The sequence below is a fragment of the Aquimarina sp. AD1 genome (assembly GCF_003443695.1).
Lineage (GTDB): Bacteria > Bacteroidota > Bacteroidia > Flavobacteriales > Flavobacteriaceae > Aquimarina > Aquimarina latercula.
This window is the reverse complement of sequence record NZ_CP031966.1, coordinates 3,778,645-3,804,847: the sequence shown is the minus strand read 5'-3', so window position 1 is coordinate 3,804,847 and position 26,203 is coordinate 3,778,645. Positions and strand designations below refer to the sequence as shown.

The window sequence follows — 26,203 nt, the reverse complement described above, 5'->3', positions numbered from 1 at the left end:
TTAAGAAGCAGCTTGTAAATTTATTTTGCCTTTAGTTCTTGCTGTTTTTTTAGCATGCACAGACGCTAAAGCATCATTAATTTCTTTTAGTTTAGGAGTCATAACTTCTAGTCTTCCTCTACTATTAGTGGTAGCTTGTTCTCCACAATGTGTGCAGGTAAATTCTTTTATATGATGGGTAACTTGCTTGGAGGTTACATAATTGTGACCAAATAAAGCGCAATATATTTTTGATATGGAGAATGACGAATGTGGGGTATATTTCTTCATATTTTAGGGGTTAAAAGTTCATTATCAATACAATAATAGCATTTTTTTAGTTATTAACAATTATTTGTAAGAAAAATTTTTGAAAAAACTTCATTTTATACATAAAAATTGTATTTTATAGTGTTTTTGTCTCTTAAAAATGTATTTAATCGAATAATTAAGGGTTGGATATGGTGTTTTTATTACAGGGTTAAATAGTTAATAACTAAGGGAAAATAGCTTATTTTTTTGACAGAAAATGGTCTAATGATTTTAAGAGATCTGCTTTGTTCTCAATGTAAGACATATGACCACCATTAAAAGAGGTGAAATCTGTATTACAGCGTTTGGATTCTCTAAGATTTTGTTGATAAGACAATACAGGATCATTTTTGCCGGCAAAAATGATCTTAGGCTTATTAAACCTCATTAATGTTTCTGTATGATCTTTTCTAATTTTCATACCTTCTAAAGCAGCTATAATTCCTTGCAATGGATTTTTGGAGGCTTCGTTTTTAATTTTTTCAATCTCAGTTTTGTATTTAATTCGATTTTCTTCTGCAAAAAGATTTGCAATTGCCATGCTCGTATATGCACCAGGGTTTTTCTTTACAATATCAATTGCGCGACTACGATTTATTTTTCTTTCTTCACTATCTGGAAATGATGTAGAATTTAGTAATACGAGTCCTGATAATTTTTGAGGAAATAAATCTAAATAGGATAATGAAACATATCCTCCCATAGAATGACCAATTAATACTAGTTGTTCTTTTGTGATGTGTCTTATCACGCTATCAACTGCTTTAGCCATATCTTCCATTTTATGAATATAGCCTAAACAATCAGTTTTTCCGTGTCCTAATAAATCAATTGTAATACAAGTATGTGTATTAGAAAAATAGGAAACCACCTGATCCCACATGGTTAGATTTTCTAGAAAACCGTGTAAAAAAACTAAAGGAGAACCTTTTCCTGAAACATGATAATTAATTTCAATCCCTTTATATGCTATTGTCATTTTGAAATTTTATATTTCAACTTTTAATAATTATTCGCTAAAGCGATATAAACGTAACCAAATGCGATTTAATAAAGAAACTTTTATAACAGGATTTGCATTGTTCTCTATGTTTTTTGGAGCAGGAAATTTGATTTTACCACCTAATCTGGGCTTCAAAGGAGGAGATATGTGGTTTTGGGTTACGATTGGTTTTGTCATATCAGCAGTTGCACTTCCATTGCTCGGGATTTTTGCTCATGCAAGGTTACAAGGAACAATGTTAGATTTTGGAAAAAAGGTTTCTCCAACATTTAGCCTTATTTATTGTTTGATTGTATATGCTATTTCTATTTCATTGCCATCGCCTAGAACAGCTTCTGTAACTCACGAAATGGCAATTCAACCATTTTTTGGAACAAGCTCTTTACTCACGAGTAGTATTTATTTTGCTATTGTATTGTTCTTCGTACTTAATCGATCTAAAATTTTAAATATTCTGGGTAAATTCCTTACTCCTATTATTTTTATTGTAATTCTTAGTATAATATTGATTGGGATTTTTTCTATTCATTCTCCAATGAATGCTTCTGTTTTTGAAACTCCAATAGTGGAAGGGTTATTAGAAGGATATCAAACATTTGATGCAATTGGTGCGGTAGTAGTTGGTGGAGTAATAATTATTTCTCTTCAATTAAATGGAAGAAAAAGTTTTGAAGAAAATCGATTATTAATACGTAATTCTGGATTAATTGCGGGAATAGGTCTTTTTATTGTTTATGCAGGACTAATATATTGTGGAGCATTATTTAATAATGATTTTGAACAGGGAATCAGTAGAACAGAACTATTATCTGGTTTAAGTGTGAAAACTTTAGGGAATATAGGAAGTACTTTTTTAAGTGTTTTAGTGTCTCTTGCTTGCTTTACCACAGCCGTTGGAATTGTTACAGGAACAGCAGATTTTATAAAAGGAGTATTCAGAAAGTCTCAATTGGCATATATTATAACTGCAATAGTAGGATGTATACTTGGTGTAGTTATGGGGCAATTGGATGTACACGATATTATTATCGTTGCGATACCTGCTTTAATGTTTATATATCCAATAACGATTGTATTGATTCTATTAAATGTTTTACCAGATAAATTTACTTCTGTACTTGTATTTAGGGCTGTAGTTTTTATAACTATGTTATTTAGTTTACCAGATTTTTTAGCTTCGATTGGTTTCAAAGAACAAGTTCAGAATATTTTGGAAATTATTCCTTTAGGTAGCTATAGTTTGGCTTGGTTATTACCGGCTATTCTTAGTTTTATAGTTAGTAGCATTTTTATCCAATTAACTTCTAAAAAATAAATTAATCTTATTTTTAAAAAGTAAACGACATACGGTATTTCCTTTTTTATTAAATTCGCGTTCTTTAACATTTAATTAAGAGTGTTAATGTGGGGAATTTTAAAAAAGGGAAAATTTATACCGATGAAAAAACTATTATTTATTGTAGTAATTATTTTACTAGTATCTTCTTGTTCTAAAGATGATTATATTCCTATTGAATCTGATCTTGATGTAGAGTTATTAAATGTGTTAGATGAGGCTTCTAACGGAATAGGAACGTCTTTTTTTATGTTGCCAGAGAGTAATGATTATGTAAGTATTCCTCAAGATCCTTTAAATCCAATTTCTGAAGAAAAAGTTGTTTTAGGAAAATTATTACTACACGAAACTGCTACTGGAGGAAACCCAAAGATTACTGAGATGAAAGCAACATACTCTTGTGCTTCTTGTCATCAAGCGGCAGCTGGTTTTGCTGCTGGTGTACGACAAGGTATTGGAGAATGTGGAATAGGTTTTGGGATACGAGGAGAAGAAAGAGTAGCAGATACAACTGTTCCTAGAGATTCTATTGATGTGCAACCGATCAAATCTCCAACATTACTAAATGTAGCTTATCAGGATGTTATGCTTTGGAATGGACAGTTCGGAGGAACGGGAACAAATGCGGGAACAGAAGTTAGTTGGACAGAGATTCAAGAAAATTTTTTAGGATTTCAAGGTGTAGAAGTTCAGGCAATAAAAGGACAAAAAGTGCATAGACTACAGATAGATGATGAGTTTGTGAATACTTTTGGATATAAAGAACTTTTTGATGCTGCATTTCCTGATGTGGCAGAAAGTGAAAGGTATACAAAACGCACTGGAGCTTTGGCTATTGCTGCTTATGAAAGAACTTTATTAGCAAACAAATCACCTTGGCAGAATTGGTTAAAAGGAAATAATGAATCACTTACTGATTCTGAGAAAAAGGGAGCGATTGCTTTTTTTGGAAAAGGAAGATGTTATGAATGTCATACAGGACCTGCATTAAATGATAAAAGTTTTTATTCTTTTGGGATGGGTGATTTTGATAATGTAAATGGTGCATTGCTTTTATATGATGTAAATATTGATAAGGTTAAAAGAGGAAGAGGTGGTTTTACGAATAATCCGGCGGATGATTTTAAGTTTAAAACACCAACACTTTATAATTTAATAGACAGTCGTTTTTATGGTCATGGAGGAACATTTACTTCAATAAAAGATGTAATATCTTATAAGAATGAAGGTGTACCACAGAGCACAGAAGTACCATTAGAAAATCTAGCTCCTCAATTTGGTACTATACAATTAACAGCAGAAGAAATAGATGATATGACTTCATTTATTGCCAATAGTTTAAGAGATCCCGAATTAACTAGATATGTTCCTGAATCTATAAATTCTGGAAATTGTTTCCCAAATAACGATAATGTATCTAGAACAGATTTGGGATGTGACTAATTTAAGGTAGCAATCCACCAAGTATTACCGTAAGGATCTTTAAAACCTGCTCCGCGAGCTCCGTAATCTTCTTCCATTGGTTCCATAAGGGATTTGGCGCCTGCATCTATCGCATTATAATAGGTCTGATCTGTATCTTTTACATATACATACATGGATGTGTTTTGTGCTGGGTAGGTTGTAGAAGCTTCTGTTATCATTAAGGTGGTATCACCAATCATTACTTCGGAATGTTCGATTTTATAAGAAGGATCTACTTTTCGAATCATTTCCTGCGCATTAAATATTTTTCGAATAAAATCTATAAATTCTTCTGCATTTTTAACAACCATATAAGGCATTGCTTGTTGATGTCCAGCTGTAATTTTCATTCGTTGCATTCTGATGCTTTAAGGTTTTGATATGCAACGATGAAACGGGTATAAATATTCTATAAAATTTCAAAAAACGTTCATAAAAAACCCGATAGTTCTAGAACTATCAGGTTTTTTATCTGTTTTGATATTAAAATCTAGTTTTATGACTAGTTCATCAATTCTTCTATTTCTTCTGCTTTTATAGGAATGTTCGCCATTAAATTAAAAGGCTCTCCTTCTTGTTGTATAACAACATCATCTTCTAATCTAATTCCAAAGCCTTCTTCAGGAATGTAAATTCCCGGTTCTACTGTAAATACCATATTTGCTTGCATAGGCTCGGTTAAGATTCCATAATCATGTGTATCTAAACCAATATGGTGTGAAGTACCGTGCATAAAGTATTTTTTATATGCTGGCCAATCTGGATCCTCTTTTTGCACATCGGCTTTATCAATAAGTCCAAGACTTAATAATTCTGAAGTCATAATTTTACCGACCTCTATATGATAATCTGCCCAAATAGTGCCTGGTACTAACATTTTAGTAGCTTCATTCTTAACGCGTAAAACAGCATCATAAACTGCTCTTTGTCTATCTGTGAATTTACCTGAAACAGGAATTGTACGACTTAAATCACTGGAGTAATTGGCATACTCTGCAGCAATATCCATTAAGATAAGATCTCCGGCTTTACATTGTTGGTTATTTTCAATATAATGTAAAACGTTTGCATTATTACCGCTAGCTATAATAGGAGTATATGCAAAACCTTTAGATCGATGGTTTATAAATTCGTGCAGTAATTCCGCTTCAATATTATATTCCCATACATCTGGTTTTACAAAACCAAGTAATCTTCTAAACCCTTTTTCAGTGATATTACAAGCGGTTTGCATTAGATCAATTTCTATTGGATCTTTTACAGAACGTAAGCGCTGTAAAATGGGATTGCTTTTGGCAACAGAATGAGCTGGATATTTTGCTTTCCACCAAGTAGTGAAACGATCTTCTCTTGTTTCGGTTTCAACATTTGCTCTATAATGCTCATTCGTATTTACATATACAGTGTCACATTGTGTCATAATCTCAAAGAATATTTTTTCGAGGTCTTGTAACCAATACACAGTTTTTATTCCAGAAGTTTCAAAGGCTTTTTCTTTAGTTAGCTTTTCACCTTCCCAGATAGCGATTAATTCACTCGTTTCTTTTAGGAATAAAATTTCACGATGTTTTTCATTTGGCGCGTCAGGAAATAATACCAAAATACTTTCCTCTTGATCAACACCACTTAAATAAAAAATATCTCTATGCTGTTCAAAAGGCATGGTACTATCGGCACTAATAGGGTAGATATCATTACTATTAAAAACGGCAATACTATTTGGCTTCATCTTAGCCGTAAAGTTCTTTCTGTTCTTTATGAAAAGGTTTTTGTCTATTTGGTGATATTTCATGTGTTCTATTTTAGTAAAGATGTGTTTTCAAAAATAGAATAAATATTTGCGTAATAAAAAAGGGAACTCATAAGATTTGAGTTCCCTTTATAAAGTATCTAAATACCTAATATTTTATTACCTAAAACAAGTATTTTATTTACTTATTGCTTTTTTAATAAATCCAATAATGGCCATTAAAACACCACCACCAACACCACCACCAGCAACACTACCTAGTATTCCTGCTATATCCATTCCTCCAGAAGTGTCAATTCCGAGATAACTTAATAGATAACCTCCTATTCCTCCTCCTAGAATTCCAAGTATTGAGTTTCCAATTTTTCCAAAAGAAGCATTTTTTAATAATGAGCCAGCAATATTTCCGCCTACGGCTCCACTGACTAATTGAATAATTAACGGCAAGTATTCTTCCATAGTTGTTTAATTTATTGGTTAGTTGTCAATAAATTAACAAAAAAACCGCAACAAAAGCAAAAAATGAATAAATCAAGAATTTGTTTTTGAAGAATTGTTTAAAACGTATTGTTAAACAATATCTAAAAATTTTGACACTATTTTAGCATTCTATACTTTCAGCCAACTAAATTTCCATCGTAATGAAAACATATAGCTTAACTTTTTTACTATTACTCGGTAGTATTTCGATTTTTTCTCAACAATTAGCAACCTCTGCTGATGAAATTCAGAAAGGTTTATTACAAAAAACAAAGCTCGAAAAATCGTCATTAGTAAAAAATGTTCCTTTTGAAAATATTGGTCCTTCAGTAATGAGTGGCCGTGTAGTTGATGTGGATGTAAACCCTAAAAGCACTACGGAGTTTTATGTTGGTTATGCCTCTGGTGGTTTATGGTACACTAACAATAATGGAACAACTTTCGAACCTGTTCTAGATAATGCAGAAACTATTAATGTTGGTGATATTGCGGTTGACTGGCAAAAAGGAATTATCTGGGTTGGTACAGGAGAAAATAACTCATCAAGGTCATCATATGCTGGAGTGGGAATTCTAAAATCGACTGATAAAGGGAAAACCTGGAAAAATGTAGGACTTACAGATTCTCATCATATAGGTAGGATCATACTAAATCCATCTAATTCTGATGAGGTTATTATTGGTGTAACTGGTCATCTTTATTCTAATAACGAAGAAAGAGGAATATATAAAACTACCGATGGTGGTATAACTTGGAAAAAGACCTTATTTATTAATAACGAAACTGGAATTATTGATGTTGCTTATGCTCCCAATGATTTTAATACTATGTATGCAGCGGCTTGGGATAAGGATCGTAAGGCTTGGAATTTTGAAGGTAATGGATCAGGTTCAGGAATTTATAAAAGTATAGATGCAGGTAATACTTGGAATAAAATTTCATTAGAAGGAAGCGGTTTTCCAACAGGAAATGGTGTTGGTAGAATTGGTTTGGCTGTTTTTGATTCTAATACTTTATATGCGGTTCATGATAGTCAGTTTAGAAGAGACGGAAGTAAAAAAACTGAAAAAAGTTCTGGACTTACTAAAGATGATTTTAAGGCAATGTCTGTTGATACATTTTTGAGTTTAGAGGATAAAAAGTTAAATAGATATTTAAAAACAAATGGATTTCAGGAAAAGTATCGTGCAGAAAATGTGAAGCAAATGGTACGTAGCGGTTCTGTAAAACCGATCGATTTGGCAAAGTATTTAGAAAATGCAAATGCTGCACTTTTTGATACGCCAGTGATTGGCGCAGAAGTTTATAGAAGTGATGATGGGGGTAAAACTTGGAAGAAAACGCACAAAGAATATTTAGATGATATTTTTTATAGTTATGGATATTATTTTGCTCAAATACAAGTTAATCCAGTAAATAAAGATCACATTTATATTTCTGGAGTACCAATTTTGAAATCTAAAGATGGAGGAGCAACGTATAAAAGCATAAGTGCAGAGAACGTTCATGCAGATCATCATTCACTTTGGATAAATCCAAAGAATCCAAATCACCTTATTAACGGAAATGATGGTGGTGTAAATATTACTTATGATGATGGAGAGAATTGGATCAAAGCTAATCAACCAAGTGTAGGACAGTTTTATGCAATTAATGTAGATCATGAGAAACCGTACAATGTATATGGAGGATTACAAGACAATGGAGTTTGGGTAGGTTCTGTAACCGCTCAAGAGAATGTTTCATGGCACCAAAGTGGTCATTATCCTTGGGAAAGTATTATGGGAGGTGATGGAATGCAGGTGCAAATCGATAATAGGAATAGTAATGTTGTGTATACTGGTTTCCAGTTTGGGAATTATTTTAGACTTAACCGTGATACTGACGAACAAACGTATATCCAGCCAAAACATGAATTAGGAGAATCTCCATACAGATTTAATTGGCAAACACCTATTTTATTATCTCCACATAATCAGGATATTTTGTATTTAGGAGGAAATAAGTTAATGAGATCTATGGATCAAGGAGATGAATGGACAGCAATTTCTAAAGATTTAACCAAGGGTGGTAAAAAGGGAAATGTGGCGTATGGTACATTGACTTCTATTTCTGAATCTATGTTTCAGTTTGGATTAATATATACGGGAAGCGACGATGGCCTAGTATATGTAACTAAAAATGCAGGAGGAAATTGGAATAAAATCTCAGATAGTTTTCCGGCAGATTTATGGGTGTCTAGAGTGGTTGCTTCTAAGCATAAAAAAGAACGTGTTTATGTAAGCTTAAATGGATATAGATGGGATGATTTTAAAGCATACGTTTATATGAGTGATGATTATGGGCAAAGCTGGAAAAATATTGGGAAAGAATTGCCAATATCAGCGGTTAATGTGATAACAGAAGATCCTAAAAATGAGAATGTTTTATACATAGGATCTGATAATGGAGCATATGTTTCGTTGGATAGAGGAAACACTTGGCAGGTTTTTTCTAAAGGAATACCAAATGTAGCCGTTCATGATATAGTTATACAACCAGTAGCTAATGATCTTTTATTAGGAACTCACGGAAGAAGTATTTATAAGACTAATATCGAACCATTACAGAATTTAACTTCTGAGGTTTTAACTTCTGAATTATACTTGTATCCAATGAGTTCAATAAAAGCTTCTCGACGATGGGGAAGCTCTTGGAGTAAATGGTTAGAAGCGTATGAACCTTCGACAACGGTTAAGTATTATGCAAAAACTGCAGGAAAAGTCACAATAAAAATAGCAACAGAAAGCGAGAAAATACTTCAGGAATTTTCTTCTAGTTCGGATAGAGGATTGAATTATGTAGAGTATGATCTTACTATTTCTGAAAAAGGAAGAAAAGCACTTTTAAAAGAGTTTCCAGATGAAGATATATCCAAAAAGAAAAATGGTAAATATTATCTTCCTGTTGGAAAATATGAGATTGTTATTTCAAATGGAAAACAAATAGAAAAAGTTCCTTTTGAGGTAAAATAAAGTATATACTTGGATTTATTGCGGATAGGATTTATATTCACATGTACAAAAGCAATTAACCTTTTATTGCTTTAGATAAAAGTTTATTAACCAACGTAATGAAAATTAATCTGTACAATGCGGCAATCTTTTTTGCATGCATAGCAATCGCTGCTATCGCATTATGGAGGTTTTATGTATATTGGAAAAAGAATAATAAGCCTAAATATTTTAATAGGTTTTTAGGATCAAAATCTTTTGACAAAGTTTCTAAAACTAAAGAATCTGAGGAAGAAGCTGTTCAAAAAGCAATTCAGAATTTTAGAATGTCTGGATTAAATCATATGTTTTCTGAAGAAGAATTAGAACTGATACATTATGATAAACCTTCTCAGATTACAGGAATATTAAGTTATTTTTCTACATCATTATTTGATAAAGATAAATTAGATGATGTATTATGGGATATTGTAGAGAATTGTATTGCTTATCTACAATTAGAAGATTGTATCATATATATATTAGATGATTCGAAAAAAGTACTTGTTCAAAAGGCGGCATTTGGTAATAAAAATCAAGGAGAACGTAAGATTTTAAGTCCAATAGAAATTTCTTTAGGTCAAGGAATCGTAGGGCAGGTTGCACAATCTGGAGATTATGAATGTGTTTACAATGTTGCATATGACGAAAGATATGTAGTGGATGATATTAGTCGTAGTTCAGAGTTAGCAGTTCCCATTACTATTGACGATAAAGTAGTTGGAGTATTAGATTCTGAACACTCGCAAGAAGGGTTTTTTAATGAACATCATATTCTGTTATTTCAATTAATTGCTAAACTTACAGCAAAGAAGCTTGCGCAGATTAATGTTGAAAACACTACAAACATAACTAATGATAATCTATATTTTAAAGAGCTTGATTTTTTAATGAAAGAAGCTAAAATTTATAGAGACGCTAGTTTGGGATTAGAAGGAATCTCCAAAATGCTCAAAATTAGCAGTAATTACTTATCTCAAATGGTTACCGGTTTGAGAGGATCTGATTTTTCAGATTATGTAAATAGTTTTAGAGTCGAAGATGCTAAGTCTAAACTAAAGAATCCTAAATTCGTAAAATATACAACACTAGCTATTGGTTTAGAATCTGGTTTTAATTCTGAATCAAATTTTTATAATATTTTTAAAAAACACGTTGGTGTTTCTCCAAAAGAATATAGACAATCCGAGCAGGAGGTTAAATGAATTAGAAATAAGTACTCAATTTTTTAGGATAAGATATTGTAAAAAAAGTTGTTCTTTTACAGTAAAGGACGATTAATTATGCGTTCTGCTAAATTGTATTAGACTCCTTAAAACTAATGAAGTACATACATAAATTAATAGTGTTTGGTGCTTGCTTTCTATTGTCTTGTTTTCATACTTACGGACAAGGAGAGGTTACTTATAATGTTAAATCTTATAATGTTTTTAATGGATTATCTAATAATTGGGTTTCTGATATATTCCAAGATGAAGATGGTTTTATGTGGTTTGCTACCCAATATGGACTTAATAGGTTCGATGGACAATCCTATAAAAAATATACTTACACATCAAAAAATTCGAGAAGTTTATCAGGTAATTGGGTAAGATCTATACTTCAGTTAAGTGATGGCAAACTTTATATAGGGACTTTAGGTGGGGGAATAGATATTTTAGATCCACATACTGGAGTATTCGAAAATCTTGAGAAATTAGAAGGTAAGAAAGACATATTAATGGTCAATAATTTGATCAAACATGGAAAAGATAATCTATGGATATCCTCTACAAGTGGAGCCTATAAATATGTTCCTAAAACTCAAAAATTAACTTCGTTTTATAGCAAAAGATCATCAAATATTTCGGTTCTTAATGAAAGAATGTCATTAATAGCGACTAAAGAAGGCTTGTTTGAGGTAACGGATACTATTACAAAAAAATTAGAGCTATTTAATGGAAGACTGATTACTAATATTCTTACTTTATCCAACAAGAGAACTATAGTATATATTGCTAATGAGTTATATAGTATAGAAAAAAGAAATGACCAATGGGTAAAAGAAAGACTTAATTTTGATAGCTCATATATCAGTAAGCCAACAGACAAATCATTCATTTTTCAAGACAATCGAGATTGGATTTGGCTAGCTGCAGGAAAAAATATATGGAAATTCTCTCCAGATTTTAAGACACAAATTGTACTTAATGCAGAGGATTTATTAGGATATGATTTTTCGGATAGGTTAAGGCTTCTTTGTATTTTTCAGGATAGGGATGATAATTTTTGGATAGGAACTAATGCAGGTGCTTTTCAACTTATAGAAAATAAACCTTTTAGACATCCTGAGATAGGAGCAATCGGAAACGTTAGAGAGATTGTAGAGTGTCAAGGTAAAATGTGGTTTACATTACCTGATGGATTGTATAATTGGGACAAGTCTAAAGGAACACAATTAGAAAAAGTTATTGATTATAGAATGACATCTTTGGTATGCGCATCTAATGGTTCAGTTTATGGATTATTTAAGAATGAATCTGTTGGAATATTAAAGATAGATGCAGAAAACGAACGCATAGTTGAGCAAATATTTGAATCTGAGAAAATAGTAGGGAATCCCTGGAGGATTGTTGAAGATTCAAATAAACGTTTGTGGATTACTCAATGGGATTATTTGATGGTTTATGATACCACTGATGGCAGTTATTTTAGATTTAAAGTAACTAAGAAAAATATAGGAATTATTGATTTATTTTTAGACAAGGATGACAATTTATGGTTAGGGACTATAAGCGGAGGTCTTCTTAAGTTTTCTAATGCTAGCGAAATTGTAGAATCTTCTAATTATAATTTTAAGCGTTTTGTACATAATAAGGATGATTTAAATAGTATTAGTTCTAGTTTGATTCAATCGTTACATCAAACAGAAGATGGAAAGCTATGGATGGGAACTGATGGAGGTTTAAATAGCATGGATATCGAAGAAGAGAAGTTCACCCGATATATGCGAAATGATCGAATGCCAAGTGATAAAATATTAAATATTACTAGTGATAAAAATGGAGTATTATGGTTAAGTACAATAAGTAACGGTATAACTTCATTCGATCCTGAGAAAAATAAATTTAATACATATACTGTCAAAGATGGTCTATATGATAACTCTATGTTGTTGAGTTCTATTTACCGAGAAGAAGATGGATATATCTGGATGGGAAGTGAAAGAGGTGTAAATTATTTTAATCCAGAACAAGTAGAGGTTACCTCTGATTATAAACCAAATTTGGTTTGGTCATCTTATGCAAAACACCAAAAGGATACAGTTATTACAAGATATTTTCCGAATAAATTAAATGATGTTATTAAGGTTGGTCCTGATGATCAGAACGTTAGTTTTCAATTTTTAGCTTTAACTTTTAAAGAACCACAAAATGTTAGATATCAATTTTGGCTGCAAGGGTTTCATAACGATTGGCTGCCATTACAAGAGAAAGGATTGATTACACTATCATATTTACCCAAAGGAAAATACAAATTACACGTTAGAGCATCTAGTTCAGAGAATAAATGGGAAGTAGCACATGAACCAATATCCATTTTAGTATTGCCTCCTTGGTATAAAACTAATTTAGCTTATATTTTATATGGTTTATCTTTATTACTGTTGATTTTTTCTTTTTATAAAATCCAGTTAAGAAGAAAAATAGCTGAAACAGAGAAAGAGCATGTTTCTAGTTTGGCTGAGGTTAAAACACGATGGTTTAATCAGATTGCCCATGAGTTTAGAACACCTCTTACGGTTATTTTAGGAGCTGTAGACCAGATAAGAACTAGATCTGCAAAAGATGGTTTGGGTAAAGAAAATAAGCATTTACATCAAATTCAAAATCAGGCAAATCATTTATCGAATCAAGTGCATCAAATTTTGGAAATTGCACAGATGCAAGAGGATCAATTAGAAATTGATGAACAGGTAGGAGATTTTATTTCTTTTCAGAAATATCTTTTGTATTCATTTAAATCTCTTGCCGAAGAAAAAGAAATTTCACTTACATTTTCTAGCAATCAAGAAGAATTGTTAATTTATTATGATGATGATAAGTGGAGAAAAATCACTACCAACTTAGTTTCTAATGCTATTAAATATAATAAAATTGGAGGAGAAGTTTCTTTACAAATTAAATGTATTGAAGATGAAGAAAATTCTATCGTCAATGTTATTGCAAAGGATTCTGGGATTGGGATTTCTTCCGACTTTATAAAAATTCTATATGACCCTTTTACTAGATCTCAAACAGAAAATCAAAATGGTGTAGGGCTTGGATTAACATTAACCAAGGAGCTAGTAGAGTTAATGAAAGGTACTATTAAAGTAGAAAGTAAAGAAGGGTTCGGAACTGTTTTTACTATTAGTGTGCCTGTAATTAATGTTAATAAAACTCAGAATTCGGAAGAGATAATTATTTCCGAAGAATCATCTTTACCCATTGTTTTAGTAGCAGAAGATCATAAAGAAGTGCAAGAATACATAGAGTTTTGTTTAGCATCAAGCTATAAGGTTCTTGTGGCAAATAATGGACAAGAAGCTTGGGATTTATGTCAAAAACATCTTCCTGATCTGGTAATCTCTGATATTATGATGCCTAAATGGGACGGTATTAAATTAGGTACTATGATTAGAGACAATATAGCAACGAACCATATTCCTCTTATTTATCTAACAGCTAAGGCTAATCAAAATAGTCAAATCGAAGGTTTAAAAATTGGTGCAGATGCGTATTTAGCAAAACCGTTCGATAGAGAAGAATTATTGATTAGAGTAAATCACCTGATAGAAACAAGAAAAATATTAAGAGAAAAATATGATCGGGAGGATGTGGGGAATGTCTCGGAAAATCAGGTAATAGATAGCTTTATACAATCTGTCATAGACAGCATTAAAAACCATATGGATAATGATGAATTTAATGTGCCATTATTAGCAGAAGAACTACATATGAGTAGAGTTCATTTATTTAGAAAAATTAAAAACCTTACTGGTATGTCTCCGACTAAGTTTATTCGAAAAGTTCGGTTACAACATGCACGTGATTTATTGAGAAATAATGAGTTCACGATTGCAGAGATCGCATATCAAACAGGGTTTAAAGACCCTGCTTATTTCAGTAGAGTTTATGTAGAAGAATTTGGAAAGCCACCTTCAGAATCAAGAAAGTAAACCACAAAACCTCAGTGTTTATAGTAGATAATCCATTCATGTAACTGTAGTACAAGCATTCGTAACGACAGTACAACAGAGGATTTAATTCTTGTTTTACCTTGCTTTTGTAATTGAAAGCAATCAATTCCTGTTTGAATAATATAGCCGCTTTTTTTGTGACTTAATTCAAGCAGTTTTGGTAAGGACAAAAAAAATCAAAATGGACATTAAGAAAAAATCAGGCAATAGTACTGCCGAAGAAATCACTCGTAAGTTTATAATAGTATGTTTGTTATTTGCTATAATTGCAATTATAATATCTATACTAGATCGTAATTCAATATCAATAAGTCGTCTATATACAGAATTAAACATTTGGTGTATTCTAATCACATCCCTTCTTTTCTTATTTTTTGAGACTAAAGAAACATCAGAATTGTTATTAAATGATTCTTTTATTACTTCCTTTGATCAGCATAATGCTTTAAATCTCCAGAAGACTAAAAAGAAAGTATATCCCAAAAAGGAAAACAAACCAACAGAGAAAAGTATCAATAGATTATCAATCCCCTATATTGATGAGGTTTTTGATGAATTTGAAGATGATTATTTGCAAAACGCTCCGATCCAAACAATAGCTATACTAAGTTATTTTGCAACATCACTTTTTGAAAAGAATAATGTAAACGATGTACTCTGGGATATTGTAGAAAATTGTATTTCTCATCTTCATCTAGAAGATTGTGTTATTTATATGTTGGACAAAGAAAAAGAGTATTTGATTCAAAAAGCAGCTTTCGGAAACAAAAACAATGGAGAGAAGAAAATTGTTAGTCCGATAAAAATTAAGATGGGAGATGGTATTGTCGGAAATGTGGCAAAATCCCAAAGGTATCAACGCATTAATGATGTAAGTAAAAACAAAGCTTATATTGTTGATGATGAAACTAGAATGTCCGAACTATCAGTACCAATATGTATTGAAGGGAACATTATAGGTGTTTTAGATTCGGAACATTCGGAAAAAAACTTTTTTACCAATGATCATGTATTCCTATTCCATTTAATAGCAAAGCTCACAGAAAAAAAATTAAAGCAAATCTGTGGTAATAATACTAGCTGTAATATAACAAATGATAATACATACTATAAGGAACTTGAATTCTTAATGAAAGAAGCAAAATTATATAGAGATCCTAATTTAGGTTTAGATAGTGTAGCACATAAATTAAAAATTAGTAGTAACTATTTGTCTCAGTTAGTGAATAAATTAACTGGAAAAAATTTCGCAGATTATATAAATACATTTAGGGTAGAAGATGCTAAATTAAAATTAAGGAATACTAATTTTATAAATTATACCATTGTTGGTATTGCTTTAGAATCTGGATTTAACTCTAAATCTACATTTTATAGTTCGTTTAAAAAAGTGACTGGTATTTCCCCTAGTGTTTATAGAAAAACAGGTTAAAAATGTCCCAATTCTTTGAAATTCAAACTTTCCGGATACTTCACGCTTTAAACTGATCTACATTTATTGTCCAGAGTATGTTATAGTTCATTCTGATAAAGATGCTACAAACATTTTTTGATAATAAATTTGAATATTATGAAAAAGAATAATTTTTTATATCTGTTCCTAGTAATAGGTTTAATAATAATTAGTTGCAAAAATGATGATGATTTAATCGTTTTACCCCAAAACCAAAATCCAGGAAATTTCTTAATAGGTGTTAGTCAAGTTACAGCAAATAGTTCGTTATTAAATTGGGATGCTGCAATTGACCCAGATGGTGATACTGTTTCGTATGAAATAACACTAAACGGAGCTGAAATAGCCTCCTCTCTTACAGATACGGAGTATTTATTAGAAGAACTTTCTCCTAATACTAATTATAATGGAACTGTTATAGCTTCTGATGGAAACAATGGTACTACTCAAAGCACTTTTTCATTTACCTCAGCTGAAACAACAGGGGATATGGTAGCAATTGCCTGGGAGAAATCCTTTGGAGGTTCTGAAATTGATGTTGCATATTCAATAGCACTTACCACTGATGGAGGATATGTAATAGCAGGAGTAGCCAATTCTGATGATGGTGATGTAGGAGGGAATAATGATGCAGACGGTTTTTTAGGAGGGGATTTTTGGGTAATTAAATTAAATGGTTCAGGAGATTTATTATGGGAAACTAATATTGGAGGCTCTTCGAATGATGATGTTTATAGTATACAACAAACATCAGATGGAGGATATATTGCAACAGGATCTAGTAATTCTCAAACAAGTATTGATGGAAGTCCTTCTTTTTTCGATTTTTGGGTTATAAAATTAGATGCATCCGGAAACGTGATTTGGGAAAATAATTATGGAGGAAGTGGAAATGAGGGTGCGAACTCTATTAACGAAACATCAGATGGAGGATATATCGTTGCTGGTTTCGCTGGTTCATCAGATGGAAATGTAAGTGGTAATAATGGAATGATGGATTTTTGGATCATAAAAATAGATAGTTTAGGAGCTTTAGAATGGGAAAAAAACTTTGGAGGGAGTGAGTTTGATATCGCGAATTCAATAGAGCAAACTAACGATGGCGGATATATAGTAGGAGGATATACGGAATCTTTTGATGGTGATGTAAGTAATCATTATGGTGACAGAGATTACTGGATTATAAAATTAGATCCTTCTGGAAACCTTGTCTGGGAAAAATCTCTAGGAGGCACATTAGAGGATTTTGCTAATGATGTTCATCAAACTATGGATAACGGGTATATCGTAGCAGGATTTTCTGAATCCTCTGATTTTGATGTTAGTAATAACAACGGAAAAAAAGATATGTGGATTGTTAAGTTAAATAGTTCAGGAGAAATAGTTTGGGAAACCAGTTTGGGAAGTTCAGAAAGTGATAGCGGTCAATCTATTCAGCAAACTACGGATCAAGGATATGTTGTCGCGGGTTACTCTGGAGCAAGTGATGGAGATGTAAGTACTAATAATGGTGGGTATCGAGACTATTGGATTGTTAAACTAAGTGATTTAGGAGAACTATCTTGGGAAATTAGCGTTGGAGGTCCAGAACCAGATTATGCCAACGCAATTCAGCAAACCAACGATGGTTATATTGTAACAGGATATGTTCAAGGGCCTGGAGGTGATATTAGTGGTTCTGGTAAAGGTAAATGGGATTATTGGGTAGTAAAGTTAGAATAAACAGTTAGACAAAATTATGTAGTGATAGAGTTTTTTTGTCCAATTTGCTTTTCATTACTTGTGGATCCTCATTATCTAACCTAACCGCAGTGATGAGGATCCTTTTTTTAAATTTAAGATATGAAACGATTTACATTAATTTTAGTATGTACCATTTCTACTTGTTTTTTTGGGTATTCTTGTTTTTGGGATTATGACACTATAGAAATGGAAAGAATGCAGTTTCCAGATGTAATTGAATTAATATCAGGAAAGTTTTTAAGGCATTCACCTGAGTTTTATCAATGGCGAATACAAGATAGAAAGGAAAAACTAGAGAAATCTCCGGATAACTTAGAACTATATGATGATCTTGCCGTTGCGTATTCAAAAATTGGTGATGATCCTAAAGCAATTCAAATTATTCTAAAAAAGGATAGTATCGCTCCTAATAACTATAAAACATATGCTAATCTCGGAACTTTCTACATCCATAATAATCAATTAGAAAAAGGAATAGAATATATTGACAAAGCAATTGCAATAAATCCAGAAGCTCATTTCGGAAGAGAAATCTATCAACGACATTTAGTAGAATATGTACTAAGTAAAAGGAAAAATGGAAAAGTTGTTCTTCCATTATCATTGGGATTTGATGATACTCGTGGAGGTTTTCCTATAAAGACATTTGATAATTTTTATACTTTTATAAGTGATAAATACAATAGTAAGAAAGCAGATACTATAGAAAAGAAATTATTGCCAAAAGAAGAACTTCAAAAAGCAATCAAGGGTGTCATGGGGATGATGAAGTTTGGTAATTATGACTCACCAATTTTACTAGAAGCCCTAGGAGATTTATTAATGGCAAGTGGTTGGAAAAGTGGAGCAAGACAATTAGCCGCAAGAGCATATTTTAAGGCTTCTTACCACAGCAAGGAAAAAGCTACAAAGGAGTTGTATGATCAGAAGATTGCACTTACACTCTATTACCAATATACAAAAAGAAGAGGTAATCGATTTACAATCGATGAGCTAGAAAAATCATTAAAAGAGGAAATTACAGAAGGAACTGCGTATTATGAAAAAATACGTAAAGACGAGATCAGGTGGATAGAACTTGGCAAAGATCCGGAGATTGAGTTTTCAAAAAAATATTATCAAGAACCATCACTTGGGACACTAATTCAGGAAGCAAGTACTTCAATAGATATAGTTGAAAATAATTATCAAAAATATAAACCAGATGAGACGACTCATCTAAAACTATCGTCTAAAGACACTATTTTTTTGAAGGATAATCTAGAAACTGAAACTGATACAAAGCTAGAAAAAGAACAAAAGGCAACAGATAATAATCAAACGAATATACCTACCATAGTTTTTTTCATAATTCCTGTTGTTATTATCATTTTAGTGTACGCTATTAAAGTTCGTGGAACAAAATTTTAGTAAAACTCTTTTGCAAAAGAAATCATATCTAAAATGAGGTATATAGTATTTTTTATTGCGTTAGTTAGTATTTCCGAATCTCATGCGCAACATTGCCCTTGGGATTTGTCGTCAATTGTAATAGTTGATGTTCGTGAATCTAAAACAGGGAAAACAATCAATGGTTTGAAAATTATTGTAACAGATTCTAAAGGAAATCCGTATGAAAATGAATCTTATGGAGAAAACGGAACAAATGAATTGGTGTTTACTCAAAATATAGACAAGATTATACAGAAACGCTCTAGTTTTAATCAGTTCCCATTATGTAATGGTTGCTATATACTAATAGTCTCGGGAAAAGGGAAATTGTATGAGAAATTTATAATGATAAAAGATACTACTTTCAAAAAAGGACAACATTTTCAAACCAAAATCGTAAAAATTAAGCCGGAAAATACTCAAAGCCTCTGTAGAGAAAGCCCTATTTGGAGTAACAATGATTTTTTAAACAAAATGAAGATTAATGTACTATTAAAAAAGAGGGGTCTTCCATAATAGATATGACATCTTTAAAAGTCCTAAATAATATCCGGATTCTTTGAAATTCAATGTTTTCGGACATCTAAGAGCAAGAGTCACAATACTTTTAATGTATTAACTAAAAATTATTTTACATGAAAAAACAAATCAAAAAACTAGCACTATTTTGTATAATAGCACTAGTTGCATCGTGCTCAAAACCTGAATTAGATAATACAGATGAAACCTTAGCTACACCAAAGGTCGAAATTGTAGAAAGTGCAAAAGACTGGGGATTTCCGGGTGATGATGAATGGCAAATTCCACATCTTGTTGGGGTGTACGGTCCTTCTTCTTTAGATGCCTATGAGGTAGGAACGTATTCATATTTTCTACCAAAAGATGTATTAGCTTCACTTCCTAGTAGCCTAAGAGGTTTTAGAATAAGATTTTGGGCAGAAAATACTTTTGGATTTCTAATACCAATTCAAACCGATAACGTAGGTGCTAGTACTTCAAGCCTTAGTTTTCCTGTGTATGGAAGTGGCAGCACAACTAGGTGGCGCATAGAATATATGGTATATAATAAAAAAACAGGATCAGTTGTTGATTCAAAATTTAAAGATGTCTTAGTCACTAATTAATAAAATAACCAAGTGGGTTGAATACTCAACCCACTTGGTTATTTTATGTATTTGTAAAAAAATATCCGAATTCTTTGAAATTCAAACTTCTCGGACATGTAAGGTAAAATTGGAGTTTATTTTTGATCATATGTTATTAAAAACGTGTGATATGAAAAATAGATTTAAATACATTTTTAGGCTATTAACAGTTTTTTTGATTGTTTGTAGTTGTGAATTAAAAGAAGAAGATATACATGAGGAGGCTTCTCAGGTTTCTTCAGAAAAAATGCTCCCAGTAGGTGGAATTACGCTTCCAAATACTGTCGTAAATGAAGAAACTCCATATGGAGGAAGAGCAGCTCATACTTCAGCCGTGTTTGATGATAAAATGTGGGTGATTGCGGGCATCCGAAACCAATTTACGTATAACGATGTTTGGAGTAGCAAAGATGGTAAAAATTGGGAAGAAGTAAATCCTAATGCATCATTTGCAGAGCGTTATGGTCATGCTATGACTGTAGCGGATAAGAACATGTGGATTGTAGGAGGTACTCAAGGAAATCAGTACTTTAATGATGTTTGGCGCAGTACTAATGGAAAGGATTGGATACAGACTGCAAAAAATGCTCCTTTTTCTGCACGTAGATGGCATACGCTGGCAAGCATAGAAAACAGGATATTTTTGATTGGTGGGTTAAGTGATAATTTTGATGTAAAAGGAGATGTGTGGATTAGTAGTGATGGAGTACAATGGAACTTGGTAACGAATCTAGCTCCATTTGGCAGGCGATATGGACATGCAACGGTGGTATATGATAATAAAATATGGGTTATCGGAGGATACGACAATAATGGAAATTACCTAAATGATGTTTGGTATTCTATAAATGGATTTCAATGGAATTTAGCTACGGCTAGCACTCAGTTTTCTCCTAGAAGAAATCACGCTGTTACCGTAAGTGAAAAAGGAATGTGGTTAACAGCAGGTATAGGTCCTAAAAATGATTATTATGATGATATTTGGTTTAGTCAAGATGGGATTGCTTGGGAGCACGTGAATGTGAAGAAAAAATTTCCTTCTAGAGGATATCATACTTCTTTATATTTTGCTAATAAATTATTAGTTCTTAATGGTTTTAGTCTGGAAAATGGTGCTACATATTTTCAGGATTTGTGGGGATATCAATAATACTTGATAAGGTAAAAACAGGCTAGGTTTCGATATGAGATTAATCAGGTTTTTAATGATTTTTATGCTAGCAATAGGTTGTGGTGATGATGATTCTTTAATCGATCAGATTTCTCCATCTTTTAGTATTACACCTATACCAATTGATCAGGTTAGTTCATTTATTCCATTTGGCGAGTCGTTAACTCCAACTCAACAAAACCCAGCGATTGAATATTTCACCAATCAATCGGATATAGAGGTAAGAGCGGTTAGTGATGGTGTTGTAGAAGATATCAGAATGAATATAAATATTGAGGATTTCGAGGTATGGATAAAACCAAGTAATAATTCTAACTGGCTCATTATTTATGACCATGTATTGGATATAAATATTTCTGTTGGTGATCAAGTGGATGCAGGTCAGATTATTGGTGTTATTGGTATTGGAAACAGGACAGAACTTCAAGTAAATGATGATCAAAATATAGCAAGGTGTCCACTACAATTCGGAACAGAAAATTTTGTACAACAACACATTAACTTTTCTGAAGAATGGTGTACTACAGAAACAGTTATTCCTTAGTAGGTCATCGACAAAATTTAATATGAGTTAAATAATTGCTTTATAGATTGTTAAGGGTGTGGGAATGAATTACAGTAAAAAATATAATTATCTTGATTTTAGAGAGTTTTTACAATATCCCTATTACCAGAAGATAGCGCGATTGAGCAGTGCAAAAAGATTACTTGAGTATCAAGTCGAATTCATTGATATATACTCAAAATATATCCCACTATATCCTTCGGTCAAATGCGAACGCTTAGAATTTTTATATCTCTGTTATAGAACTGTGCAGGCTATGGATGAAAAACTGTTTCAGGATTTTATCAATTTTAATTGGAGAGGAATAGTATGGGCTTGTTGGACAGGTTGCATAACGCCATATCCAAAATCATATATGATAGAACAGCTAAAAGAAATAGAAGATGATCTGCCTTATAATAAATGGTTAATAGAAACTGCTGTCAACATTTTATCCGGAAAAAGTAAGGATGATGAATTATATAATTACATATCTAAATTAAAATATTTCATAGGATTAATGCCAAGAGTGGAAATACCTTTACGGCCATTACCTAGTGAAAAACAATTACATAATCAGGAAATATTTAGAAATAGATTAAAAACAATTTATCAGACGAAAGGCACAAATGAAGCAATCATTTTTTTTCAAAAAAATAAGTCTTCAATTTATGATGTGAACTATAAAGAGTGGCTAAGAAATATATCCAAAATAAAGTAAAAAAAAGCTCTTTTAAATTCGGTTAACAACTTAATATTTATATAAATAATTTAAAAAAAAACGTTATGAACTTGATAAAAAAAATACTCATAGTTTTCATACTATGTCAAGGCTTTTTAAACGCACAACAACAAAATTCGATTTCGGTTATTGGTGAAGCGAATAAAACAAATGAAATCAACACCTATATTGTAAATGTAGAATTTAGGGAAGTTATAGGTTATAAGAATAGAAATAATATTAATATAAAAAGCAAAACAGTAAGCGAATTAGAAAAGGAATTTGCAGCTGCATTAAGCAAAGTGAATATTAATTTCAGTCGTTTCGAAGAGGATATAATGTATCGTATTTCTTCTTATGATTATACAAACTCTTCTTTTTATTTTTACAAGACAACTTCGTTAGATGAAGTAAAAAAAATAATAAGTCAAAAAATAGAAGGTGTCACTAATACTAAAGTAGATATTATTGCTAAGGAAATGACCAATGAACAAATTGGAAAATTAACTAAAGAGGCTGTAGATGATGCGAGAAAAACAGCTGATCAGATAGCTATCAATATAGGAAAGAAAGTTGGAGACGTTATCCAAATTGAAAACCCAAATAACAAATACAAATATTATAATGCGGTGGCCGTAAAGGAGCCAACAAAGTATTATATTAAGGTAATTTTTGTACTAGAATAATTATGATGAGAATAGTTCAAATGAATCCAGTTTTATTAATGTGCCTATTATGTTTCCTAGGTTTAAGTTGTAATACTAAATCAAAGAATTTAGAAAAGGTTTCTAGTATTGAAACCAAAGTAGAGGATACACTTGCTATAGGATATACCTATTGGTGGCCACAAAATGGTCCTTTTATTGGTAATTGTGGCGAAAAATACAGTCTGGTTTTTCTAGGAACTATTAATGAAATTTATAAAAAAACTGAATTACAGCAGTATACATCTCAAAGAGGAATCATAAGAATAGGTGAAGTATTGATTTCAAAAAAACTTAAAAACAATAATTACCAAGAAGAAACATACATTTCTTCGGATTGTTTTGCTAATGTAGATGTTAAGAAAGGAGATAAAGTGATCGTTTTTTGTTATGAATATGAAGGTAGTAATAGTATTCCTGGTGGAAAATCAATACTAAAGATTAACGACGGTAATGATCCAATTGTAACATCAATAAAACGATACATTCAATCAGACCAAAATCCTCTGTCTATCGAAGATGATGTACACATTTGGGATGAAATAGAACTTGGATCAGAACTGAGACAAATTATTTCTTGTAAAAAAACTATTCTCTAAAATTAAAACCCAATGATAGAAAGTTTTTCTGGATATGAAAAAATTGCTAAGAATTTAAAAGGTTTTGATGCTCATGATTTTAAATCTTTGGATAAGTTAGATTGGGTTGCGACAGAAAAAATACACGGTGCAAATTTTAGTTTTATCTATGAAAATAGAGAGCTTACATTTGCTAAAAGAAAGGAATTACTGACCTGGAAAAGTGATTTTTTTGGTTTTCAACTAGTGGTAAAACAAATCGAAAGTAATATTCTTGAGCTTTTTGAAGAGTTAAGCTTACAATATAAAGCAACAAGATATATTATTTATGGAGAGCTTTTTGGAGGCATATATCCACATGAAAATGTTACTCCAGATAAAAGAGTACAGGCTATACAAACGGGTGTTTATTATGATCCTTCTATAAATTTTTTCGCCTTCGACATAGCAATAATTTCCGATGCTAAGTACTATCTATCATACAAAGAAAGTATAAGGTATTTTGATAGATATAATATATCATTTGTCAAACCACTATTCGTTGGTAAATTATCAGAGGCTTTAAATTTTAATATATCAATAAATTCTAAAATACCGCAAGAGTTAAACTTACCCAATATATCTGATAATTTAATCGAGGGAATAATAGTAAAACCATATTTATACAATAAGTGTAAATAAGAGACCAGTCGTTAAAATTAAGAACAATAAGTTCGAAGAAGAAAAGAAATTCCATCAGGCAAAAAAGTGGGTTTTTACTGAAAACACAAATTCTTATACAGAAGAACTATCATTTTTAATATCTGAAATACGGAATTATTTGACTAAAAATAGATTAGATAGTGCTATTTCTAAAATTGGGGCTATGGATCACAATAAGAAGCAAAGAATATCTGAATTAGAAAATGAATTTCTAGAAGATACTTTGCTGGATTTTAATTTGGATAATAATGGGATTTTAGAAGGTATGGATACAATAGAAAAGAAGTGGGTTATAGATCGAATAAGAGGAGATATTAGGCAACTCATTTCGGACTTTGGTAAAGAATAAAACTAATAAAAACCCAAGTTATGATTTTAGGTACCAGTACTTTGTGTTTAATTGAAAAGACACACACATCAAGGTAAATAGTTTTTAATCATCATTGCTTTTTGGAGGAACTGCTGGTTCATTTTTTTTAAAGCTATTGATAATGAAAAAGGGTTGATTATTAATCAACTAATTAAGTTACCAGAAACAAAAGCCACTATATCTCCTAATTCTTCAAATCTAAAACCGTAGCTAGTGTAGTGATAGATATATGTTAGGTATCTTTAATTGAAGACGGTATTAATTATCTAAATACGTCCGAATTTATTGAAATTCAAACTTTTCGGATAGTGAAAAAACCACCCTTATTTAAGTTTGCTTCATTAACATTAAAAACTTTTATAAAATGAAAGCAATGAAAAAATTAATTGGATGTGTGATGATTGTATTACTATCCATAGGCAGTATCTCTTGTGAGGGAGAAGATGGTGCGGTAGGACCGCAAGGCGAACAAGGTATTCAGGGTGATCAGGGTCCGCAAGGAGATCAAGGGGATCAGGGTGATCAAGGAGATCAAGGGGATACAGGAACAGCAAATGTTGTGTATTCTGATTGGATTGCCAGAGATTTCGAAGTTAGTGGACCGCAACCATCCAACACACAGTTACTAACTACACTTAGTTCTGCTGAGTTAAATCTTAGTGAAGATGTAGTATTAGTTTATGGGCGTCGTGAAGTAAACGCTATTTTGTCTGAGGTATATCAACTTCCTTATGCTCTCACTAGCCAACAGGAATATTATACTTTTCAGGTGGCAAATTTTACAACTGGTGTAACTATACGAATTGAAGTATCAGCATTGGATAATGATGGAAATAACAATTTCACTTTTTTCAATGACTTCAGATATGTCATAATTCCTGGTGGAGTAGCTGCTGGAAAATCTGCAACGGACTATGAGAACATGTCATATGAAGAAATAGTTCAGCTTTTTAACATCCAATAATCGTCCTAGAATAATTTAAAAAACTCTGAGTCTTTTATCTCGGGGTTTTTATAAATTTTTATGAGTATTAGGGATTCAGGTTAATGAGAAAAAATATTGT

General features: G+C 31.7%; 23 protein-coding genes. 18 read left to right on the top strand and 5 right to left on the bottom strand.

Annotation, left to right across the window (positions count from 1 at the left end; genetic code table 11):
* Both D1815_RS16430 and D1815_RS16425 read right to left on the bottom strand, forming a co-directional pair.
* Nucleotides 1–270 (bottom strand): hypothetical protein, encoded by a 270-nt coding sequence (locus D1815_RS16430; protein WP_027394552.1) that lies wholly within the window; start codon nucleotides 268–270, stop codon nucleotides 1–3.
* A gap of 220 nt (nucleotides 271–490) precedes the next feature.
* A complete protein-coding gene (locus D1815_RS16425; protein WP_118388275.1) occupies nucleotides 491–1,270 on the bottom strand; it encodes an alpha/beta fold hydrolase in 780 nt (259 codons plus the stop codon).
* Between the two features lie 61 nt (nucleotides 1,271–1,331).
* On the opposite strand from D1815_RS16425, the gene brnQ reads away from it, so the two are divergent.
* Together brnQ and D1815_RS16415 are read left to right on the top strand one after the other, a co-directional pair.
* Nucleotides 1,332–2,609 (top strand): branched-chain amino acid transport system II carrier protein, encoded by a 1,278-nt coding sequence (brnQ, locus tag D1815_RS16420; protein WP_118388273.1) that lies wholly within the window; start codon nucleotides 1,332–1,334, stop codon nucleotides 2,607–2,609.
* A 123-nt stretch (nucleotides 2,610–2,732) separates the two neighbouring features.
* Nucleotides 2,733–4,073 carry a cytochrome-c peroxidase gene (locus D1815_RS16415; protein WP_118388270.1) on the top strand — a complete coding sequence of 447 codons (1,341 nt, stop codon included), beginning with the start codon at nucleotides 2,733–2,735 and terminating at the stop codon, nucleotides 4,071–4,073.
* Here D1815_RS16415 and D1815_RS16410 read toward each other — a convergent pair.
* The 3 genes from D1815_RS16410 to D1815_RS16400 form a co-directional block, all read right to left on the bottom strand.
* Entirely contained in the window at nucleotides 4,070–4,453 is a 384-nt protein-coding gene (locus D1815_RS16410) for a glyoxalase/bleomycin resistance/extradiol dioxygenase family protein (RefSeq protein WP_027394556.1), read from the bottom strand. The genes D1815_RS16415 and D1815_RS16410 overlap by 4 nt on opposite strands.
* Nucleotides 4,454–4,596: 143 nt before the next feature.
* Nucleotides 4,597–5,886, bottom strand: a complete 1,290-nt coding sequence (locus D1815_RS16405; protein ID WP_118388268.1) for an aminopeptidase P family protein — start codon at nucleotides 5,884–5,886, stop codon at nucleotides 4,597–4,599.
* A gap of 135 nt (nucleotides 5,887–6,021) precedes the next feature.
* Entirely contained in the window at nucleotides 6,022–6,303 is a 282-nt protein-coding gene (locus D1815_RS16400) for a hypothetical protein (protein ID WP_027394558.1), read from the bottom strand.
* Nucleotides 6,304–6,485: 182 nt separating this feature from the next.
* Here D1815_RS16400 and D1815_RS16395 point away from each other — a divergent pair, with 182 nt between their 5' ends.
* The 16 genes from D1815_RS16395 (at nucleotide 6,486) to D1815_RS23840 (ending at nucleotide 26,103) form a co-directional block, all read left to right on the top strand.
* On the top strand, nucleotides 6,486–9,338 hold the full coding sequence (locus D1815_RS16395; RefSeq protein ID WP_118388266.1) for a glycosyl hydrolase: 2,853 nt from the start codon (nucleotides 6,486–6,488) through the stop codon (nucleotides 9,336–9,338).
* Nucleotides 9,339–9,436: 98 nt separating this feature from the next.
* On the top strand, nucleotides 9,437–10,561 hold the full coding sequence (locus D1815_RS16390) for a helix-turn-helix domain-containing protein (RefSeq protein WP_118388264.1): 1,125 nt from the start codon (nucleotides 9,437–9,439) through the stop codon (nucleotides 10,559–10,561).
* 116 nt (nucleotides 10,562–10,677) lie between these two features.
* The gene (locus D1815_RS16385) at nucleotides 10,678–14,556 is read left to right on the top strand and encodes a hybrid sensor histidine kinase/response regulator transcription factor (RefSeq protein WP_118388262.1); all 3,879 of its coding nucleotides are present in this window, start codon (nucleotides 10,678–10,680) and stop codon (nucleotides 14,554–14,556) included.
* Between the two features lie 202 nt (nucleotides 14,557–14,758).
* On the top strand, nucleotides 14,759–16,009 hold the full coding sequence (locus tag D1815_RS16380; protein ID WP_118388260.1) for a helix-turn-helix domain-containing protein: 1,251 nt from the start codon (nucleotides 14,759–14,761) through the stop codon (nucleotides 16,007–16,009).
* Nucleotides 16,010–16,147: 138 nt separating this feature from the next.
* On the top strand, nucleotides 16,148–17,752 hold the full coding sequence (locus D1815_RS16375) for a fibronectin type III domain-containing protein (RefSeq protein WP_118388257.1): 1,605 nt from the start codon (nucleotides 16,148–16,150) through the stop codon (nucleotides 17,750–17,752).
* 120 nt (nucleotides 17,753–17,872) lie between these two features.
* Nucleotides 17,873–19,183 (top strand): hypothetical protein, encoded by a 1,311-nt coding sequence (locus tag D1815_RS16370; RefSeq protein ID WP_118388255.1) that lies wholly within the window; start codon nucleotides 17,873–17,875, stop codon nucleotides 19,181–19,183.
* A 33-nt stretch (nucleotides 19,184–19,216) separates the two neighbouring features.
* Complete coding sequence (locus tag D1815_RS16365) at nucleotides 19,217–19,720, top strand: hypothetical protein (protein WP_118388253.1); 504 nt, start codon at nucleotides 19,217–19,219, stop codon at nucleotides 19,718–19,720.
* A gap of 119 nt (nucleotides 19,721–19,839) precedes the next feature.
* Complete coding sequence (locus D1815_RS16360) at nucleotides 19,840–20,328, top strand: hypothetical protein (RefSeq protein WP_027394562.1); 489 nt, start codon at nucleotides 19,840–19,842, stop codon at nucleotides 20,326–20,328.
* Between the two features lie 151 nt (nucleotides 20,329–20,479).
* A complete protein-coding gene (locus tag D1815_RS16355; protein WP_158594450.1) occupies nucleotides 20,480–21,499 on the top strand; it encodes a kelch-like protein in 1,020 nt (339 codons plus the stop codon).
* A 34-nt stretch (nucleotides 21,500–21,533) separates the two neighbouring features.
* Complete coding sequence (locus D1815_RS16350) at nucleotides 21,534–22,064, top strand: peptidoglycan DD-metalloendopeptidase family protein (RefSeq protein ID WP_118388249.1); 531 nt, start codon at nucleotides 21,534–21,536, stop codon at nucleotides 22,062–22,064.
* A 64-nt stretch (nucleotides 22,065–22,128) separates the two neighbouring features.
* Nucleotides 22,129–22,785 carry a hypothetical protein gene (locus D1815_RS16345; protein WP_120650373.1) on the top strand — a complete coding sequence of 219 codons (657 nt, stop codon included), beginning with the start codon at nucleotides 22,129–22,131 and terminating at the stop codon, nucleotides 22,783–22,785.
* A 65-nt stretch (nucleotides 22,786–22,850) separates the two neighbouring features.
* A complete protein-coding gene (locus D1815_RS16340) occupies nucleotides 22,851–23,471 on the top strand; it encodes an SIMPL domain-containing protein (protein WP_118388245.1) in 621 nt (206 codons plus the stop codon).
* A 2-nt stretch (nucleotides 23,472–23,473) separates the two neighbouring features.
* Nucleotides 23,474–24,088 carry a hypothetical protein gene (locus D1815_RS16335; RefSeq protein ID WP_118388243.1) on the top strand — a complete coding sequence of 205 codons (615 nt, stop codon included), beginning with the start codon at nucleotides 23,474–23,476 and terminating at the stop codon, nucleotides 24,086–24,088.
* 12 nt (nucleotides 24,089–24,100) lie between these two features.
* A complete protein-coding gene (locus tag D1815_RS23850) occupies nucleotides 24,101–24,748 on the top strand; it encodes an RNA ligase family protein (protein WP_205486645.1) in 648 nt (215 codons plus the stop codon).
* A gap of 139 nt (nucleotides 24,749–24,887) precedes the next feature.
* Nucleotides 24,888–25,118 carry a hypothetical protein gene (locus tag D1815_RS23935; RefSeq protein WP_240337525.1) on the top strand — a complete coding sequence of 77 codons (231 nt, stop codon included), beginning with the start codon at nucleotides 24,888–24,890 and terminating at the stop codon, nucleotides 25,116–25,118.
* A 394-nt stretch (nucleotides 25,119–25,512) separates the two neighbouring features.
* A complete protein-coding gene (locus D1815_RS23840) occupies nucleotides 25,513–26,103 on the top strand; it encodes a hypothetical protein (protein WP_147404347.1) in 591 nt (196 codons plus the stop codon).
* Nucleotides 26,104–26,203: the final 100 nt, after the last annotated feature.